General features: G+C 57.7%; 16 protein-coding genes. 4 read left to right on the forward strand and 12 right to left on the reverse strand.

Annotated elements, in window-relative coordinates:
- Positions 1–3: 3 nt before the first annotated feature.
- The gene (locus VLX68_04195) at positions 4–1,215 is read right to left on the reverse strand and encodes a DUF2062 domain-containing protein (GenBank protein ID HUI91431.1); all 1,212 of its coding nucleotides are present in this window, start codon (positions 1,213–1,215) and stop codon (positions 4–6) included.
- A gap of 520 nt (positions 1,216–1,735) precedes the next feature.
- Positions 1,736–2,014, reverse strand: coding sequence for a hypothetical protein (locus VLX68_04200; GenBank protein HUI91432.1), 279 nt, complete (start codon positions 2,012–2,014; stop codon positions 1,736–1,738).
- Positions 2,015–2,160: 146 nt separating this feature from the next.
- Here VLX68_04200 and VLX68_04205 point away from each other — a divergent pair, with 146 nt between their 5' ends.
- Positions 2,161–2,925: a hypothetical protein gene (locus VLX68_04205; protein HUI91433.1), complete on the forward strand. Its 765-nt coding sequence runs from the start codon at positions 2,161–2,163 to the stop codon at positions 2,923–2,925.
- Between the two features lie 166 nt (positions 2,926–3,091).
- On the opposite strand, the gene VLX68_04210 is transcribed toward VLX68_04205, so the two are convergent.
- From VLX68_04210 to VLX68_04230, 5 genes are all read right to left on the reverse strand, one after another.
- Positions 3,092–4,384: an AMP-binding protein gene (locus VLX68_04210; GenBank protein ID HUI91434.1), complete on the reverse strand. Its 1,293-nt coding sequence runs from the start codon at positions 4,382–4,384 to the stop codon at positions 3,092–3,094.
- On the reverse strand, positions 4,374–6,770 hold the full coding sequence (locus tag VLX68_04215; GenBank protein HUI91435.1) for a TonB-dependent receptor: 2,397 nt from the start codon (positions 6,768–6,770) through the stop codon (positions 4,374–4,376). The genes VLX68_04210 and VLX68_04215 overlap by 11 nt, the downstream gene beginning before the upstream one ends.
- A gap of 246 nt (positions 6,771–7,016) precedes the next feature.
- Positions 7,017–7,700 (reverse strand): DNA repair protein RadC, encoded by a 684-nt coding sequence (gene radC, locus VLX68_04220; GenBank protein ID HUI91436.1) that lies wholly within the window; start codon positions 7,698–7,700, stop codon positions 7,017–7,019.
- Between the two features lie 16 nt (positions 7,701–7,716).
- On the reverse strand, positions 7,717–9,039 hold the full coding sequence (locus tag VLX68_04225) for a beta-ketoacyl-ACP synthase 3 (protein ID HUI91437.1): 1,323 nt from the start codon (positions 9,037–9,039) through the stop codon (positions 7,717–7,719).
- 2 nt (positions 9,040–9,041) lie between these two features.
- Complete coding sequence (locus tag VLX68_04230; GenBank protein HUI91438.1) at positions 9,042–11,030, reverse strand: thiamine pyrophosphate-dependent enzyme; 1,989 nt, start codon at positions 11,028–11,030, stop codon at positions 9,042–9,044.
- Positions 11,031–11,602: 572 nt separating this feature from the next.
- On the opposite strand from VLX68_04230, the gene VLX68_04235 reads away from it, so the two are divergent.
- The gene (locus tag VLX68_04235) at positions 11,603–12,013 is read left to right on the forward strand and encodes a (deoxy)nucleoside triphosphate pyrophosphohydrolase (GenBank protein ID HUI91439.1); all 411 of its coding nucleotides are present in this window, start codon (positions 11,603–11,605) and stop codon (positions 12,011–12,013) included.
- Between the two features lie 2 nt (positions 12,014–12,015).
- On the opposite strand, the gene VLX68_04240 is transcribed toward VLX68_04235, so the two are convergent.
- The 5 genes from VLX68_04240 to VLX68_04260 form a co-directional block, all read right to left on the reverse strand.
- Positions 12,016–13,728: a glycoside hydrolase family 30 beta sandwich domain-containing protein gene (locus tag VLX68_04240; protein HUI91440.1), complete on the reverse strand. Its 1,713-nt coding sequence runs from the start codon at positions 13,726–13,728 to the stop codon at positions 12,016–12,018.
- 166 nt (positions 13,729–13,894) lie between these two features.
- Positions 13,895–14,302, reverse strand: coding sequence for an endonuclease domain-containing protein (locus tag VLX68_04245; protein ID HUI91441.1), 408 nt, complete (start codon positions 14,300–14,302; stop codon positions 13,895–13,897).
- Positions 14,303–14,435: 133 nt separating this feature from the next.
- Complete coding sequence (locus VLX68_04250) at positions 14,436–15,122, reverse strand: T9SS type A sorting domain-containing protein (protein HUI91442.1); 687 nt, start codon at positions 15,120–15,122, stop codon at positions 14,436–14,438.
- 84 nt (positions 15,123–15,206) lie between these two features.
- Positions 15,207–15,374, reverse strand: a complete 168-nt coding sequence (locus VLX68_04255; GenBank protein ID HUI91443.1) for a hypothetical protein — start codon at positions 15,372–15,374, stop codon at positions 15,207–15,209.
- Between the two features lie 68 nt (positions 15,375–15,442).
- On the reverse strand, positions 15,443–16,126 hold the full coding sequence (locus VLX68_04260; protein HUI91444.1) for a hypothetical protein: 684 nt from the start codon (positions 16,124–16,126) through the stop codon (positions 15,443–15,445).
- Between the two features lie 603 nt (positions 16,127–16,729).
- Here VLX68_04260 and der point away from each other — a divergent pair.
- Together der and VLX68_04270 are read left to right on the forward strand one after the other, a co-directional pair.
- Positions 16,730–18,154: a ribosome biogenesis GTPase Der gene (der, locus tag VLX68_04265; GenBank protein ID HUI91445.1), complete on the forward strand. Its 1,425-nt coding sequence runs from the start codon at positions 16,730–16,732 to the stop codon at positions 18,152–18,154.
- Positions 18,151–19,170: an NAD(P)H-dependent glycerol-3-phosphate dehydrogenase gene (locus VLX68_04270; GenBank protein HUI91446.1), complete on the forward strand. Its 1,020-nt coding sequence runs from the start codon at positions 18,151–18,153 to the stop codon at positions 19,168–19,170. The genes der and VLX68_04270 overlap by 4 nt, the downstream gene beginning before the upstream one ends.
- Positions 19,171–19,349 lie beyond the last annotated feature (179 nt).

Below are 19,349 nucleotides of genomic sequence, written 5' to 3' on the forward strand. Positions count from 1 at the left end.
CCGTCAACGACGCGATTCGCCGGCCGGTCTCCTGAGGCGCAGAAAAAGGGGATAGCTTACGGCCCAGCATACGCCGGCAAAAACAAACGCGAGGATGATGCTGCCGAAGAACCAGTCGATTCCCCACTTGACAAGATAACTGTAATGGAACCGCGAAAACGCCCCGGTCCACGACAAGGGAACCACGAGCTTTCCCGTTGCAATTGTCAAGGGAATCAGCACGGGCAGAAACGGCGGGGACGAGACGCTCACGCCGAGAAACGCGAGCGGCCGGTTGATGCGCGTGAAAAAACTGAGCACGACAAGCGAGGCGACCTGGAAAAAATAAATGGGCAGTATCCCGACAAAAACGCCGAGCGTGAGCGAAAACGCGGCCTGCCGGGGCGTCGTGTTCCTCCGCAGCTCGTGCCTGAACAGCGCGACCACCTTCTGCCGCCACGTGGCGCCGGGATTTTCCAGGATAAGGAACGGGACAAACAGTTTTATCAGCGCCGCCTTTGAATTCACCTTGAAGATGCGCAGAAAATCACGAACCGGCCTAAAATGCGAAACCTCCCCTCCCTTGGCCGCGTAAAAAAGATGTACCTGAACAGGTTTCACCGGTATGCCGCTCCACGCCGCCTTTACCAGAACCTCCTGCTCGAACTCGTACCGCTCGCCCGCGCATTTGAGCGCCCGCGCCGCCGAGAGCGGGTACGCGCGGAACCCGCACTGCGTATCGCGGATGTCAATGCCGGTGATGAATTTGTACCAGAACGCGCCGAATTTCCTTCCCGCGGCCGAGCGGGCCGGCTCTTCGGTCGGTTCCTTTACCAAGACCCTGTCGCCGATCCAGAGGGTTTCTGGCTCGGCCGCTATTCTGCCGAGAAACGCGGGGATGTCGGCAGGATCGTGCTGGCCGTCGGCGTCAAGGGTTATCGCATGCGTAAAGCCGAGCTCTGATGCCCTCCGGAAGCCGGCGCGGAGCGCGGACCCCTTGCCGGAATTTCTGTCAAAATTGATGACGGTGATTTTGCCAGATGATGGCCCGGGAGACTGAAGGATGGTTTTTGTGTCGTCGGTGGAGCCGTCGTTGATGATGATGATGTCCTGAATAAGTTTTTTCGTCTCTGAAATGACGGACAAAATTGTTCCGGCGTTGTTGTAGGTGGGGATTACGGCGACAGGGCGGATGGTGGTTGAGCCCGGAGATTTTTCTTTTTCTGAATCCATCATGAAGATATTTTGATTGAAAGGATTTAAGTTTATTTTGAATTAAGATACGCTGCGGAATGGGGTTGCGTCCATACTTTTTCTCGCTGAGAGGCCTGCAATAGAATCGCCGCGGACGTTCAAAAATACGGCATGTCTTTTAATTTTTTATTGGGGGAAGCATGAATAACAGAATTTTTCCGACATTATTCTTTATTTGTCTGCCTGTTTTACAAATTACAGGACAAACCATCGACCTCTCCGGCAAGGTCGTCGACGAAAACGCCGCCGCTGTTCCCGGCGCGTCGGTCTCGCTGATGATCAACGGCGCCGCAACGGTATCCGACAACAACGGCACGTATCATTTAGGGCCGACGGCGATAACCGCGGCACCGAGGTCGAATGACGATAATCCAATCATTTCTGTGACGAAAAATCGGCTCACGATTTTTTGCGCCGCTCCGGAACGCGTGAGCGGGGCGCTTTTCTCCCTTGACGGAAAATGCCTTTTGCTCATTCCGCCGTCCGTTGTGCCGACCGGATATCATGACCTGAATATTCCGCTGTCAAGGTTCTGCTCGTCATGCGGAATTTTCTCCGTCACTCTCGGCAAAATGCGGTACGATTTCAAGGTCACGGCCGTGAACGGAGGATTTTTTGTCCAATCACACCATGATCCCGCCGAAACCGGTTCACCCATGCAAAAAGCCTCCGCCGATGTTATTATTGACACCATGCGCATAATAAAATCCGGCTTCGACACCGTAAAAATCTGCCTCGGCAAGCTCACCGACACCATGCCGAGCGTGTATTTGACGACCACCGACGGCTATCCCCGCATGATCATCAACAACGCGGCGACGGTCATGATGATTTACAAACCGGATCCATTGACGGGCTATTGCCGCGGGTCGCGTTTCGACCGGTCGGGCATCATCGGCAGGGTGACCAGCGGCGGACACGCGTGGTATGCAGACCGGCGCGCACGATCCGCTCGCGGAACCCACCGGCCCCGCCGGAGAATTCGGCATCGATTCGGTAAACGGCTACGGCAACCAGCCGTTTCTCAAGATCGGCGTGGGCAAGTTGCAGGGCACCGGCGGCACCTACAACTTCCGCACCAATTACCAGATTCTCGATCCCGGCGCGTGGGCCGTTACGCGCGGAAAATACTGGGTGCAGTTCTCCCACCAGATCGCGGCCGTCAACGGGTACGATTACGCTTATGTCAAGCTTATCACCCTCGACACCGCGGCGCCCGTATATTCGATTTACTACGACCTCAAGAATACCGGCGCGAAGCCCTTCATCACCGACCATTACACGCATAATTTCACCCTGATCGACGACAAACAGGTCGCCGGCAATTATAAAGTGACGCTGGGGTTTTCGCCCACGTTTGCCGGGCAGACCTCCTCCCCGGGGAGCTGGAGCTCCATGGCCACGGTGAGCGGCAAGGTGATCACCATCACCGCCACGCTCAACGGATCCGATTACCTGTGGGCGAATTTCGGCGGACTCACGGGCACCGTTGCGGACAACAGCGCCATCGTGCAGGAGACCGCGGGCAAGGCGGCGCTCAAGATCCAGGGCGACGCGGCGCCGTACAAATACAATTTCTGGGCCTCGCCGCGCTCGGTGTGCCCGGAGCCGTACCTGCCGGTAGACCTTGCTCCGGGAGCGGGAATAACATGGACGGATACGTATACGGCGTATCCGAACGGGGCGCAATAATTCAAGGATAATTGATAGTTGACGGTTGACAGTTGACGGCTGCACCCAGGAGGGGGGAGCGGAAGACCGGCCGCGCAATTGCTTGATAGGAAATCTGTCGCAACAGGGAGGAGCGCGGACGGGCTGAAGCGAGGGGGAAACTTCCCCCGCCCATACATCTTTAATTTTATCTGGCTTTTTTCTTCCTGCTGTCCACAACCCTTACCTTCTTCGCGCTCTTCCCCCGAAAATGCTGGATGGTCGTGATGTTGGAGATGAGCACGGGCAGCTGCACGCGCGCCTGGGCGCGAAGCTGGCAGCCGATCTTGTCGAGGTTGGAGGGCATGGTGGCGGCGTGGATGGTGACGCGGTCGGAGCCGCTCTCGTCGTCCTCGAGCACGATGATGTAGTCCTCGATGCCGTCCAGGGAATCGAGGACGTTGGTGATGGCGAGCGGATACACGGTGGTGCCTTTTATCTTGATCATCTGCGATTTACGCGCGAGAATGGGGCCCACGCGCAGGGAGTTGCGACCGCATGCGCATTTTCCCGGCACCTTGAACGTGATGTCGCCGGTCTTATACCGCAAAAGGGGCATGGCCTCCACGCCGAGCGGCGTGGCCACAAGCTCGCCCACCTGGCCGTCGGCGGCCTCTTTTCCGGTTTCGTCAACTATCTCGGTGTACACAAGCTCGGGATGCGCGTGGCCGCCGTACTGCGTGGTGCATTCGCAAAAGGCGCACGAGAGCTCGGTGGAGGCATAGGTGGAATACACCTTTGCGTCGTACAGCTCTTCAAGCGCCCTGCCCACGGTGTTGAGCTCCATGTCCTGTCCGCGGATTGCCTCGCCGATGCAGACGAGCTTTTCGATGGACGAGCCTTTTGTGTCAAACGACAGCTTGGCAAGCTCCTTGGCGAGCCGCAGCAGAAACGACGGTACGCCAACTACCACTGTGGGCTTGAGCAGATCGATGTAATATTTCTGCATGTCAAACGGCAGCACGCCGATGCGCGCCGTGTTCACGCCCAAAAGCGACAGGCCGCGGTAATAGGCCATGCCCGCGATAAAGAGCCGGTCGAGCGATACGAGGATCTGCGCCCGGTCCTTGGGCGTCACGCCGGTGCCGTAAAACGACAAAGCCTCGTTGAACGCGAGCCGGTCGACGTCGTTGGCGGTCATGGAGAACACGAGCGGCTTTCCCGTTGAGCCGCTGGTGACCACGGTCTCCACGATCTGCTCGGGCGTGACGCCCAGGAACATATTCGTGTCCTCGACCACGTCCGATTTCTCGGTGAAGGGCAGCTTTCGGATGTCGTCCCTTGTCTTGATGTCGTCGGGGAACACATCGAACAGCGCGTTCTGGTAATGCGGCGACACCTCCTTGGCGTGGCGCACGTGGTTGCGCATCGCGCGCACCGAGCGCGCTTCGATCTCGTCGGCCGACAGAAATTCCCATGAGAGTTCGGGTCTAAAAACCAATTATGATTCCTCCTGCGGGAAAAAACGAAAGCTGGTACACGTTGGCGGGACCGCTCCTGCCGTCGGTGTACAGCCTAGTCCAGATGTTTTTGCGGTCGTACACATTTTGTAAATCAAAATAGTAAATCATCTGCAGAAAACCAAAGCCAAACCTGCGCTCCCACCGGAGGTCGAGCTTGTGGTATTCGCCGTACACGTCGCTGTTGAGCGCGGCGGCGCTGTTGATGAACCAGCGGTGATACACCGTGTCGTATTCAGGCGAGGTGTGCGGCCGCGGACCGAGGTAGCGCCACCTTGCCGAAACCTCATTCCGGTCAGCGACGGGCATCACGGGCGAGAGGATCTTGAACCACAATTTCCCGGCCAGCGATTTGTACCAGACGTAGTGCAGCAGTTCCTTTTTCCAGCCGCCGGTGAGCGTGAGCGAATTGATGTAATCGAAATCGCCGCGATACCACTGGCCCTCGTGGCCGGGACGCGGGTCGAGGTCCTCCGATTTCGACAGCGAGTACGCCGCGCTCCAGGAAAACTCTTTTGTCAATTTTTTCTCGGCGAACAGTTCAAGGCCATAGCTGCGGCCCTTCCCTATCGAAACGCGCGCGAGGGAATGATTGAACTTGTCCGGGACCGGCGGCGTGGACGAAAGCAGGAAGGAATCGACGGGCATATCGTCGTACCGTTTGTAAAACCCCTCGGCGGCGCATTTGACGCCCGACGCGCCGAACTGGTATTCCAGGCCGCCGATGCCGGTGGCGGCCCGCTTGGGCTTGAGCGCCTTGTTGAATGCACATGCCGCAAGGTCGGCGTAGTCCGGGTCCTGATACTGCACGCCCGCGGCGGTGGTGGCCTCGAGCTGCGGCAGAATCGCCCATGAGGCGCTGAGCCGCGGCGACACGGTGTAACTTTTGTTGATGGTGAACGCATCGAACCGCAGGCCGGGCACCACGCGCAGCCGCGGCGCGGGCCGCCAGATGCCGGACGCGAACGCGCCGTATTTGTAGCCGATGTCGCGTTCGTCAACATACCTTTCCCAGACCACCGGCGGGCCGGCCAGGGGCTCGGGTTTGAATGTGTCGGCGGCGCCCGCGTACTGCCTGAGCGTGTCGGGCCAGTCGTGCATGTTGACGGTAAAGTCGGCCCGTTTGACAAACGCGCCTACCGTGAGCCGGTTGTTTCCCTCGAAGTCAAGCGACGCCTGGGCCTTGCACTCCTGCTCCTGCTCGATGGAGGTGTTCTTGAAAAACGTGTCGGAGGCCGTGTATTCGAGCCGGTCGAACGTGTTGCCCGTGCCCGAGACGGTGACCATGGTGGAAAGCCGGGACGTGACGAACTGCTCCCAGGTGACGCCGCCCGCATACACGTAGCCGCCCGACACAAGGGTGGAGCCCTTGGTGCCGTAGCGCTCGCTCGCCGAATCAATGGTTATGCCGTTGTCGCCGTAAATGGCATTGGCGTATATCTTGTGGTCGGCCGTGTTGTCCGCGACCCTTGCCTCAAGCCCCCAGTATTCGGGCACGGCGGCGGTCTGGTTGTTGAAGGACGTGTGCGAAATGAAATCGAGGTAGCTCTTTGTGGCCGAGAACATGAAGTTGGCCTGCTTGGAAAACAGCGGGCCTTCCAAGTGAACGCCCGCGCCGGCAATGCCCAGGTCAACCCCGCCCAGCACCATGTCGGTGCTGCCGTCGCGCAGCTTCACGTCGAGCACGCTCGAGGCCTTGCCGCCGTACTGCGCGGGCGGCGCGCCCGCGTTGAACGTGAGCCCCTTGACAAGCAGTGGATTGACAAGGGAGATAACGCCGCCGCCCGTGCCCTGCTCCGCGAAATGGTTGGGGTTGGGGATCTCTATGTTGTCAAGGAGGAACAGGTTCTCGCCCGGCGCGCCGCCGCGCACCACGATCTCGTTGGTGTTGTCGCCGCCCGAGCTCACGCTCGGCAGGTTTGCCACCACGCGCTGCACGTCCATGAGGACCCCGGGCGCGCGCAGCAGCTCGTCGCCGGAGATGATCTTGGTCGACGAGGTCATGTCGGGCGGTCGCCGAAACGACGTGGCGCGCACGGTCATGCGGTCGACCGCCGCCTTGCGGGGATTCAGGTCGGCGTCGCAGCGCTTTACGGCATCGCCGGAAACGTACACGTCGGAAACGGCGAGCGATTCAAAGGCGGGATGAGCGAACTGAAGGTTGTAGCTCCCCGGCGCGACGGAATCAAACGCATAGCCGCCGGTGCTGTCCGATTGGGCAATTCTGCCGGATCCCGTGATGATGATGGTGGCCCCGACGATTTTTTTTCCGCTCTGGGCATTGGTCACGACGCCGGTGATGCCGCCGGCCTGGGCCAATACAACATTTATAATGACACACAGGATGATCGGGCAGCAATGTTTCATAAAATTGGCTTCTTATCCCTGATCTTTTAAAATTCTCCGCAGAGAGCGCAGAGAAGAATATGAACCGAAAAAAAAATCATGAAGAATCGCTAAATTTACTCCCCTGTCATTCGAGGAGCAGAGCGACGAAGCAATCGCCCCTTCTCCCTTCAGGTGAGATTGCTTCGCTTCGCTCGCAATGACAAACCACGTTGTACCCTTAGTCTTTAATCGCTATTTTTCTCTGTGCCTCGGCGGCAATCTTCTTTACTTCGGCCATCTCGGCATCTCGCATAGGCTCACCGCCGCGTCGCGGGTCACTATCACGTGGTCAAGCAGCGGGATCTCCATGAGCTTTCCTATTTTGAAAAGCCGCTCGGTGATGTTCCAGTCGGCCTCGCTGGGGCCGGCCGCGCCGCCCGGGTGGTTGTGCGCGAGGATGATCGACGCGGCCTTGCACTGCACCGCCTTCTCCACGATCTGCCGCGGATACACGGCGCACTGGTTCACCGTGCCCTCGCTCACGATTTCGGTGGCGATGATGTTGTGGCCGCCGTCGAGGTACAGGGCGGCCACGTATTCGTCCCCGCGCCGGCCGAACGCGAACCTGAGATATTCCTCAACGTCCCTGCGGTGGTGCGCGAGCGGCCGCTTCTCGTATTTCTCCTTCATGCAGTAGGCCATCAGCTCGCGCATGAGCGCGAGCAGCAGCGACGAGCGCCGGCCGATGCCCTTGACTTCCGCGAGTTCGGGCGCGCTTGCGTGGAGCACGCCGCTCACGGTCTTGAACCGGGCGAGAAGCGCTTTGGCAAGGGGCTTGGTGTCTTTGCGGGGGATGACGCAGGAAAGGAGGAGCTCCACGATCTCGTAATCGGCGAGCGAGGCCAGCCCGGCCTTTTCGAAACGGGAAAGCAGGCGTTCCCGGTGCCCGTGGTGTTCGCCGGCCGTCACGGGCGCCCGCCTTGCCTTACCATTCCACGGAGAGCGCGGCGATGGTGACGCCGGCGCCCACGGAGCAGAGCACGAGCTTGTCGCCGCGCGAAAGGTCCTTTTCGAGATCGAGCAGCGCGAGGGGGATGCTGGCGCTTGACGTGTTGCCCACGCGGCCGATGTTGACGTGGAACCGCTCGAACGGGATGCCGCATTTCTGCGCCGCGGCCTTGAGGATGCGCCCGTTGGCCTGGTGCGGCACCACCTTGTTCACTTCCTCGAGCTTCCAGCCGCTCCGGGCGGTCACCTCCTGGATGATGGACGCGAACCCGCCGGTGGCGAAGCGGAACATGGCGTGGCCGTCGAGCCTGAGCCACGGGTTGAGGTTTTCGAGACCGAGCGGAATTTTATATCCGGGCACAGCACGCTTGGCAAGCTGGAGGCCCTTGGCGTCGGCCCGCAGCACCGCCTGCTTGATCACGTGGCCCTGCCGCGCGCCCGACACCACGGCGGCGCCGGCGCCGTCGCCGAACAGAAAGTAGGTGCCCATGTCTGTTTTGTCAAGAAGCTGCGACTGCATCTCCACGCCCGCCACCAAAATGTTGTCGGCGACGCCCGTGGCGACGAGCCCCTTCGCCACCGACAGCGCGTAGAGCCAGCCCGAGCACGCCGCGTTGATGTCGAACGAGGGAATGCCGTGCAGGCCGAGCAGGTCCTGGAGGATGCACGCGGTGGACGGCATCACCACGTCGGGCGTGGTGGTGGCGAGCACGATGGCGCCGATGTCCTTGCCCACGAGGCCGCTGCGGCGTATCGCCTCCACCGAGGCGTGATAAGCCATTTCGGACGGTTTTTCGCCGTCCCTGGCCCAGCGCCGCTCGCGGATGCCGGTGACGCCGTAAATGTAATCTTCGGTGACTGCGGGAAAATCCCGCAGCAGCTCCTTGTTGGGAACAACGCGGTCGGGAAGGTAGCCGCCGATGCCGAGAATGCTCGCGTGAACGCCGTTTCCCGCGGCGGCCGCGGGCCCGAAGCTGGGAAGCGGCATGCTTTTCCCCGGCCCTTTTGCCGCCTGCGCCGAGGGAATGGCTTCCTTCATGGAAACATCGCTGGTCTCGATTTCCATGACCGGTTCCTCAAAGGACACCGTGTCGCCTTCGGTCGCGATGAGCTTGATCACTTTTCCATCGCACGGCGCATCGAAGTCGAACGCGGCCTTGGCGCTTTCTATTTCAGCAAGGATCTGGCCTTTTTTGAATGCGTCGCCTTCCGCGACATTCCACTTTGTAATGGTCGCCTCGGTCTCCGCCGCCGCCTGCGACGGCAGATACAGGGGAATCTTGAAAACAGTGTCGCTCACGGTCAATCTCCCATCAGTTGTTCAAGTGCCATTTTCACCCGGTCTTTGTCCGGCCTGTAAAGCTGCTCCAGTTCCGACGCGAACGGTACCGGCATGGCCGGCGGACACACCAGCACCGGAGGTTTCTTCATGTGCGGCATGCATTCACGGCACGCCATCGAGATGATGCGGTCGCCGAGGCCAGAGATTTCGGTGCTCTCCTGCACCACGCACAGGCGGCCGGTCTTCTTTACCGATTCAAGTATCCGCGCGGGCGCGAGCGGACCAAGCACGAACGGGTTGAATATGTCGAAGCCGGCCTTGACTTCCGCGCATGCTGCAAGCACCGGGTCGAGCATGGCGCCGAAGCCCACCACGGTGCACTCGTTGCCGTCGGCGTATTTTCTCTCGCGCCATATCCGGTTGAGATCGCCGTCAAAGTCAATATCGCCGCCCTTGGTGCCGTAGAGCAACTTGTGCTCGAACACAAGGCAGGGGTTCGGGTCGTAAAATCCGGCGACGATCGCCTCGAACGTCTCCTGCGGCGTAAAGGGATAAAGCAACTTGAGCCCGCAGAAGCGCGACCACAGCCCTTCGAACTCGCCCGAATGGAACGCGCCGAGCGTGATGCCGCCGCCGCAGGGAAGCCGGAACAGCGCAGGCACTTCCTTACCGCAACGAAAATACCATGTGCCGCAATTCAATCCCAACTGGGTCGCCGACTCGGTGGAGAAATCGGCAAATTGGTATTCCACGATGGGCCGCATGCCGGTCTGCGAAGCGCCGAGCGCAAAACCGACGATCGCGGATTCGGCCATGGGCATGTCGAGCACGCGGTTGGGACCGAACTTGTCAAACAGCCCCTTGCAGGTCTTGAATGCGGACCCGTACGGCCCCACGTCAAGGCCCAGAAGAACGGCGTTCTTGTTGCGCGACATGACGTAGTCGAGCGCCAGGGTAACGGCGTTGAGGTTCTTCACCTTTTGCGCCTTGAATGCGTCGAGCGCGGACGCCTGTTTCCGTTCTGCAAACACGGGCCCGAATGAAATGCCCGGATCGGGCCGCGGCACCTCGAGCGCGCGCTTTACGGTTTCGTCAACAAGCGCCGCGGCCTCCTTTTCCATGGCCGCGACGGATGTCTCGGAGGCGCCGGAGTCGAGCAGCGATTTCCGGCCGCGCACCACCGGCTCTCGTTTGAGCCATTCGTCCCGCTCCTGCTGCGTCACGTATTCGGCGTTGTCGTACACGGCGTGGCCGAGGAGCCGCAGGGTCATGCATTCGAGAAGATAGGGCATCGATGTTTTGCTCATTTCGTCAAGCGCATCGCACACCGCGCAATAAACCTCCCATGCGTCCGTGCCGTCGATGGTCTTTCCCTTGATGCCGTAGCCCGCGGCCCGGTGTGAAATTTTCGCGCAGGCGTATTGCAGCCGCGTGGGCGTGGAATAGGCGTAATGATTGTTCTGCACCAAAAAAAGCACCGGCGATTTGCGCACCGACGCGATGTTGAGCGACTCGTGGAACTCGCCCTTGCTGCTGCCGCCGTCGCCGATCACGGCCAGGCCGAAAATGTCCTCGCCGTTTTGGCGCGCCGACCACACGCCGCCCACCACGGTGCTGAGCATGTTGGAAAGGTGGCTGATCATGGGAAAGCGGCGGTATTGAACGTTCGCGTGGTGCACGTTGCCCTCGCGTCCGTGCGTGGGGCTGTCGGCGTTGGCCATGTACTGGCACATGATTTCGTACGGCGTGTCGCCCATGATCATGTGCGCGGAAATGTCGCGGTGCAGAAGCGACAGCACGTCTTTGGCGGGCCTGAAGGGAAAGCTCATGCCCACGGCAGTTGCTTCGTTGCCGACGCCCAGCGTCACCGTGCCCTTCACATACCGCTTGCGGAAAAGCTCGACCAGCTTCTCCTCGAATTTTCTCGAAAAAAACATCCAGGAATACGCGAGCGGCCAGAATTTTTCTTTGGAGAGCTTTTGCGGATAGCGCGGAAAAACGGTGTTCATGAATCTCGCTGGTTGGAATGGAAAATGGTTTGAACGGCTGTAATTATAATATGTATAGAATATAAGTTAAGATTGTAAATGCGGGTTTTGAATTTTATAGATGCTATAATTCAAAATTTTGAATTTTATGGGGGAGAGGTATACCCCTTCGGGTACTTCCGATGGTCGTCTCCCCCGGCCTCGGTCTCCTCGCCCTATCGGGCTGCGGGATACTCGGCACTCCCCTCTCCAGGGTGCGGCTGGGTACCACCCAATGCAAGCCCGTACCTTCGGCTGGGCGCACCCTTGTGGCGGCAATTGTTTAGATAAAGAGGTTAGATCTAATTTAATTGACTGCTGCCCGATCGGCGAGGCGAAAGCATCTTTACTAACAAGAATTCCGCCGCCACGTTAGGCAGGACTGGAGGCCGCGCTGGAGCGCGGTGCTGCCCGGACCCCGGCGGTCTTCCGCCATCGGGCCGTGGCAGCCCGAGCCGAAGGCGAGACCGGAAGGACGGCCGACCCGACACCGAGCATTTGCGAGGTGGAGGGGAACGCCCGGTTTTTTTATTATTTTATTACTAGAAAAAACCATGGACCAACTACCCCACATCCTTGTCGCCTGCGCCATCATCGAAAATAACGGGAAAATCCTGGCCGCAAAAAGGAGCGACGCCCAACCACACGGCGGAAAGTGGGAATTTCCAGGCGGGAAAATCGGGAAGGATGAAGATCCCGACGCCGCAATCGTCCGCGAAATCAGGGAAGAGCTCGGCTGCGGCATCCGGGTGATTAATGAACTGTCAGATGTGTCTTTCAGATATCCCGACAAGAGCGTGACGCTCGTGCCGCTCGTTTGTGAAATAACTGAGGCCACTGCCCATGCGCTTGAGCACGATGAAGTGCGCTGGGTAGATATGAAAGAGGCGGATGCGCTTGACTGGCTTCCGCCGGATAAAGAGATAATGAAGGATTATTTCAGGATGAAGCAATTCGGGGGATGAGGTCACTGGGATCCAACCCCAATCTTTTTCCAACAGCGTCCGAATCTATTCTCGATCTTTAACAAATAGAGACCCGAGGATAATCCTTTTAGACTCATCATCACATTTCCATTTTCATTCTCCCCGACGCGGCACTTTCTGCCTTGCACCGTCAACAATTCCACCGATATTTTCCCGGCAACTTTCTGCTTCACCAAAAGAGTATTCCCCCTCAAAATCACTTCAGGCATTCCCGCCGCAACTGTCCTTACCGCCTTGTCCCGCGCCGAAAGAACTGGTCCGTCCCAGAAAAACGTCATGCTCGCCGATGCCGGGATGCCGTAGGTAAACGACTTGGAGCCCCAGAGCACCTTGAAAACGTGCGCCGCGAGGCTGTCGTTGTTGTAGGCGACGAGCGCGATCGAGCCGTTGGTGTTTACAAACGCGACATTGAGCACGGTGGAGTCGGCGGTGGAAAAAATGCGGCGCGCGCCGTTGCGCACGAATTTGGACAGGTGGCCGATGGTGTAATAGTCGATAAGGTAGTCGAACTGGCCGGCCTTCGCGTCGCTTGCGTGCACCCTGACCATGCCCATGCACGTGCTGCACCCGCCGATGTGCGGGCCCCAGTTCTCGTCCGTCGCCACCGGCCACTTGACATACGAGCGCGCCCAGTTCCTGGTCATGTACACCATGTCGACGAAGTTCTGCTGCTGCTGCGCGCGCGTGGATAGCGTGGCCTGCGACGAGCGCTCGGTGATGTAAACATTGAGCCCGTACTGGTCGTGGACGCGCGTCTGAGTGGCCGGATCGCCGAAATAGCCGTGGAAGGCGACGCCGCCCACGTGCGGCGAGCGGGTGATCAGGGTGTCGGTGAGAAATGGCTCGACCGCGACGATATCGTACCAGTTGAAATCGAGGAGCAGGATTTTCGTAATGAGGTCCTTCTCCGCAAACTGCGGGAGCCAGTTGTTTCGGAGCATGGTCTGCATGTCGGCCGCCGTGATGTCCTCCACCGACGGGTAATCGAGGCCCGGGCAGCAGGTGGGCTCGTTGTTGAGCGACACGTAATCGATATGCACGCCGAGCGATTCGTAGGCCTGGATGGTCCTGACGTAATAGCGCGCCAGGTGCGGAAAGCATTCGGGCCGCACCCCGCCCACCACCACGCTGTTGTTGGTCTTCATCCAGGCGGGCGGGCTCCACGCGTTCATCATGAGCGTGAGGCCGGGATTGAGCCGGCGCGCCCATTTTGTCAAGGGCAAAACGTCCATGGTGTCGTGGCTGACGCTGAAATGAGGCAGGGTCGTGTCGTTGATGTCGGTGGAGTCGCCGTCGTAGGTGTAGCGCTCGCGCGTGAGGTCGGACGAGCCCATGGGATTGCGCAGAAAACTCGCGCCGATGCCCTTTACCGTGTCGAACAGCGCAGTCATCACCGAATCCCGCAGGGCCGGGGAAAGCACGCGGTTGACAAGCCAGGCGGCCCCGTCGGTGAACGACGCGCCCGCGCCCTCCCATGTCTGGTACTGCGTGTCGGCGTCCACCCCTATGACGGTCATAGCTGCGACCGAAGTCGTGTCGGGCCTGAACACGGCGTCGGCCCGGGGCGCGAGCCCCGACGTTATGGAGGAATCGGTTGAAGCGGTCATCCAGACATGGACGGTGTCGCCGCTTGCAAAAAGGGAAAGGGGAATTGAACATGTAAGAAAAATAGAGATTAAAATCCGTGTGAGCATAATGCCTGTTTGTGAGAAATGAGGTTTTAAAAGATAGGATTTATTATTTGCCACGATCGTTTGACCTCCCCCTTTATCCCCCTCCGAATCGGAGGGGGGAAAATACGATTTTTTTTGTAAATTCCTTCTCCCCTTCTCCGGTTCGGAAAAGGGCCGGAGGATGAGGTCAAATATCGTTCACAGCGTTATTTATTCTGTCAATAACATCATCGATGTCATGTTCGATCTCACTATTCTTGAACCGTAGTTCCCGGATTCCCCTTGTGCTGAAAACTTCATTCCTGTGTTTGTCAACCTTTTTCTGTTCTTCATCATCGTGTATCGACCCATCAACCTCAATCACTAAATTTTTTTCCGCGCAGAAAAAATCGGCGATAAAACCTTCAATGATCTGTTGGCGCCTGAATTTAAGGCAACCGCATTTCTTGCCTCTCAACCTGGACCATAGCATGGCCTCGGCCGGAGTCATGTTTTGCCGATATATTCTGGCAAGAGTAACCTTGCCTTTGGAAATTCTCTGGAGCTGAACCACGCCGGAATATTTTAATTTTATGTTTTCTGTTTTTAGAGCCATGTTTATTTGACCGCCCCCTGTATCCCCCTCCGAATCGGAGGGGGAAAGATTCGTCTTATTAATTCTTTCTCCCCTTCTCCGATTCGGAGAAGGGGCCAGGGGATGAGGTCAAGAGATTCTGAACAACATCATCCTACCTCGTTATCAGAAACCTCTCGCAATATTCCCTTTTCTCTCCTCTAGCGTGCACAAAATAGAATCCCGTCTGTAAAGAATTCCCGTACCGCCAGACATAGTTGCTTGAATTCCTGTCAACGTCAAGCGATTTTATTTTCCTGCCCGCGGCATTGTACACCGCCGCGCTTGCGATGCCCGCTTCTTTTGGAAACTCAAACATCACAGAGGATGGATTGACCGAAATCCCGATCCTCCCAGCTTCAACCGGCCTTCTTGCATGAATGACCGCGCTATTGAACATCGAATCAGGCAGCGGCTCGTTGATCTTGATATTGGAGAAAACATATCCGCCGTGGTTCATGGATGTGTCCCTCATGAGCGCGATTTTCTCGAGCAGCGGAACGCCGCCGCTGTCGCCGTATAAAAAAATGCCGTTAAACACATTCGAATCCGGGCTGCTCTGGTGCACCAGAAGCGCGGTGATGACCCACCTGTTCTTGTCGATGGTATAGGCCCAGCTCGAATCGGCGGTCGTTGCGTACGATACCACGCACGTGTCAAGCGTGTCCCGCCTCACCGCGGCGCCCTTGTCCTTCCACCCCCGAATCACGGCCGACGAGAGCAGCGGCTCCCGCAGCGTGGCAATCCCGAGCTCGAAAAGCCCGAACGCCTGGTCCGCGAGGTAAACGCCGGGAAACGGCACATTGCCCTCGGGGGCGATGGCGTCGAGACGGACATGGGACGGGGCGGAATAATAGTACCGACCGGTACTTTGCGAAAGGTGGCCTCAGGTGCAGTAGTATTTGTAAATCTCCGCGTCGGCTGAATAGGAGGTGATTTTGTCGTAGGTGGCGGAGAGGCGCTGGATGACGGTGTCGAGGGAAATGGGCTGGGAAAAAGCTGAGACGGCGAAGAGTAAAAATAATACTGATGATGTAATGAGTTTTCGTGACATGTCAGGCTCCGGGTTTTTATAAATACGCAGGATAAATATAACTCGCGACAACTACTTTGGTTCCTATGTTATCTTGGTTCTTGGGAGATTTGTTCGGGGGTTTTACCATTGAAACTTACTAAGGCAATCGAATATATATACCAAAACGGGAGATCCTCATCAAAATCGTGGTGATATTTAAATACCAAACCAACATTTTCAAGGAAAACGGTAGTATCGAAACTACCAATTGTAAAGTCGTCTTGACCGCTAATTTGTATGTATTCAACGAGATTTTGAAACGGTCTGTAATAGCCGAAATTCTCTTTGTATGTTCCGCGGCTTTCGAGTCCCCAGGATGAAGTTGTTCTTGTTGAAAGGGTGAAGTATCCAGTTTTATCTATGACGGTATCGGGTGTTTCGATAATAGAGTCAACTAAGTAGGTTGTATCGGATGGAGGGCAATTAGGATAGCAGGCCGTAGATGGAGGACATGTATCGGATATACAATATATTAGGCCACTATCGCGGATGGTTACGTCAAACATTGTAGTAATACTGTCAAGTCTAGTTACTTTCATCACCACGATTGTTTTCGTAAAATTTGAATTCCACCATGCATTCTCAGTACCTGTGCCTTTGACTGAATAAATCCAAGTATCGCCAACCGTGATAGCAGGCATGAAATTTACAAGAGCCGGAAGAACCGGGCCATTGATCTTATTGCTACAAGCGAGCAACAATAGGCAAATTGCCAGAACTTTGTGTTTCATGTTATTCTTCTTTTAGTCGGAGAATTACTTTCCAGAAATTTTTCATCATTCTTCTTCGTCCAAACTTACCGCCCTATCATAACAAATCCTTTTTCCCCTAACCATCTACCTTATTTCTATCTATATAATATACCCAAATCTCCCCAAAATCAAACCTTATTTTAAAAACCGTTTTCTGCCCGAAACCACCTCCTAATTACAGATTTCAGTGGTCAGTACTCAGTAGTATGGATTCCCGCTTTCGCGGGAATGACACGAAAAATGCACGTTACCTATTTTCCGATTAACAACTCCGGAAATTACTTAATCGAAAACGGCACTTCTACTTATACCCTTATAATATCTCTTCTTCCGCCGTGTAAACTCTCTATTACCACGGCCGCAACGCCAGCCACCCGAATGCCCGCCGGCCATGGGAGTATCGGCGCCACGGAGGGGGTGTGCCCCCGGATCGCCGCTGCATCCCGGCAACGCATATTTGCTTTACATTCGGGATGCGGTGGAAGCCGGGGGCCAGGGGGAGACCTCCCCCGCAAAATGATTTGTATTTTGATATCATTGACTATTATAAAAGAATAACGTAACTTTCATCCCATATTTCCCATGGAATCACTCAAGCAAGATCACTCAATCCTTCCCATCGTCTCGATCGTCGGGCGTCCCAACGTCGGCAAATCGTGCCTGTTTAACCGGATCATCGGCGTCAAGGCCGCAGTGGTCGACGACGTGCCCGGCGTCACCCGCGACCGCAACTACCGCGGGACCGCCTGGAACGGCTGCGCCTTCTCGCTCGTCGACACGGGCGGGCTCATCCCCGCCTCGAAGGACGGCATGGCCCAGGACATCGCGAAACAGGTTGCCGTTGCCTGCGAGGAATCGGACGTGATATTGTTTCTGGTGGACGTGCGCGGCGGCGTTTGTGCCGACGACCTTGCCGTTGCGCGCGGCCTGCGCAAACAGGCGGGCGACCGGGTGGTGCTCGTTATTAACAAATGCGAATCAAGGCAGACGCAGTACGACACCGGCGCGTTCGTGTCACTGGGCCTCGGCGAAGGCCATGCCGTTTCGGCCCTGCAGGGCTACGGCGTGGGCGATTTGCTCGACCGCGTGACGGCCATGCTCAAGGCCGGGGGCAAAAAACGCTCGCCTTCCCGGGCGCTGCGCGATGACCGCGATTTTGTCAAGGTGGCGGTGGTGGGAAGGCCGAACGCGGGAAAATCCTCGCTTGTAAACAAGCTGCTCGGCCGGCAACGCATGATCGTGCGGCCCGATCCGGGCACCACGCGAGACTCGATCGACTCCGAAATGACCCATCGGGGCCGCCCGATGGTGCTCATCGACACGGCGGGCCTGCGGAAAAAAGCCAATGTGAAGGAAGACCTCGAATACTACTGCAACCTGCGCGCCATCGCAAGCATCGGCCGGTGCGACGTGGCGGTTCTCGTGGTGGATGCGGTCCTGGGAATTCACGAGCAGGACCTGCGCATCGTGCGGCAGATCGTTGACACGCGCAAGGGCCTTCTCTTGTGCTGGAACAAGTGGGACCTTGTGCCCAAAACGCATTCCACCTTTGACCATCTTAGCGCGGCTGTGCGGGCGCAGTACATGGAACTGACGCATGTGCCCATGGTTTCGGCGTCGGCGCTCACGGGCCGGCGCGTGACCGCGGTGCTCGACCGGGTTCTGGAAATCCAAAGCCGCATGCGCTTGCGCGTTGACGCAAAGGAACTTGCCGACCTCGTGCGTTCGTGGGTTTCCGAGCACCCGCATCCCACCACGGCGAACAGGCAGGTGATCATAGAGACCTGCGTACAAGCGGATGCGCCTTTTCCGCTGTTCCACCTGGTTGCAACCAATCCGCGAAACGGGCTTCCCAATTACAAGCGCTTCATCGCCAACAAGCTGTACAACACCTACGATTTCAACGGATGCCCGGTGGTGGTGGATTTTGTACCCATCCGCAAGCGCGCGCGTTATAATAAGGAAGAGGAATTCCGGCCATCCCTGAAAGGAGATGATGTTCAGTGAATATCGCAATTCTCGGCGGAGGAAGCTGGTCGATCGCGCTCTCGGTGCTGCTTGCGGGAAAAAACCACGCCGTGCGGATGTGGGAATTCGACAAAAATGACGCGGCCATGCTTGCGCGGCAGCGCGAGCATCCCAAAAAATTGCCGGGCATCAAAATCCCGCCCAGCGTCGCGGTCACCAACGATATCCGCGAGGCGCTTGAGTCCGCCGAATACGTTTTGTGCGTAGTGCCGTCGCAGACCACGCGGAACACCTGCAAAACGCTGGTCGCGGCCATGGACAAGGCTTCGCTTGACAAAATAAAAGGCTGGATCATCGCGTCAAAGGGCATCGAATGCGGCACGCTCAAGATCATGAGCGAGGTGCTCGTCGACGAGATCCCCGGGCTCTCGGCCGACCGGATCGTGGTGCTCTCGGGCCCGTCGCTCGCCGCCGAGGTCTCGCACGGCATCCCCACCACGGTCGTGGCCGCGTCAACAAACCTTGATCTCGCGAAAATCATCCAGAAGGAGTTTTCCACGCACACCTTCCGGATCTACACCAACACCGACGTCAAGGGCGTTGAGCTTGCCGCGAGCATCAAGAACGTGATCGCGCTGGCGGCCGGCATCTGCGACGGCCTCGGCCTCGGCGCCAACACCAAGGGCGCGCTCCTCACCCGCGGCATGGCCGAAATCGTGAGGCTCGGAATAAAAATGGGCGCGCAGGAGCAGACGTTTTTCGGCCTTGCCGGCATGGGCGACCTCATCACCACCTGCACCAGCACACTGTCGCGCAACCACACCATGGGCGAGCTCATCGCGTCCGGGCTGTCGCTCAAGGAGGCTCTTTCCAGGACAATCATGGTCGCCGAGGGTGTGGAGACCGCGCGCTCCGTGCACGAGCTGGCGAAAAAATACGGCATCGTGATGCCGATTTCCGAGGAAGTGTACAAGGTGCTATTCGAAGGCACGCCGGTAAAAGAGACGATAAAGAATTTGATGCTGCGGGAGCACCGGCCGGAGCGGTGGGGATAATAATATTTACTTTCAATTTAAAAATTAAATTTGGGCGTTCCCCCGTCGGCCCTCCTTCCGGTCCACCCCTTCGGGTGCTTCTCCCTCGTCAGGGATTTCCAAGGGTCACAAGGGTCGTCGTCCTTCGGCTCGGGCCGCCACGGCGCTATGCCGCTACGCGGCGGCGAAGTTCCAGTTAG

Source organism: Chitinivibrionales bacterium, assembly GCA_035516255.1.
GTDB lineage: Bacteria > Fibrobacterota > Chitinivibrionia > Chitinivibrionales > FEN-1185 > FEN-1185.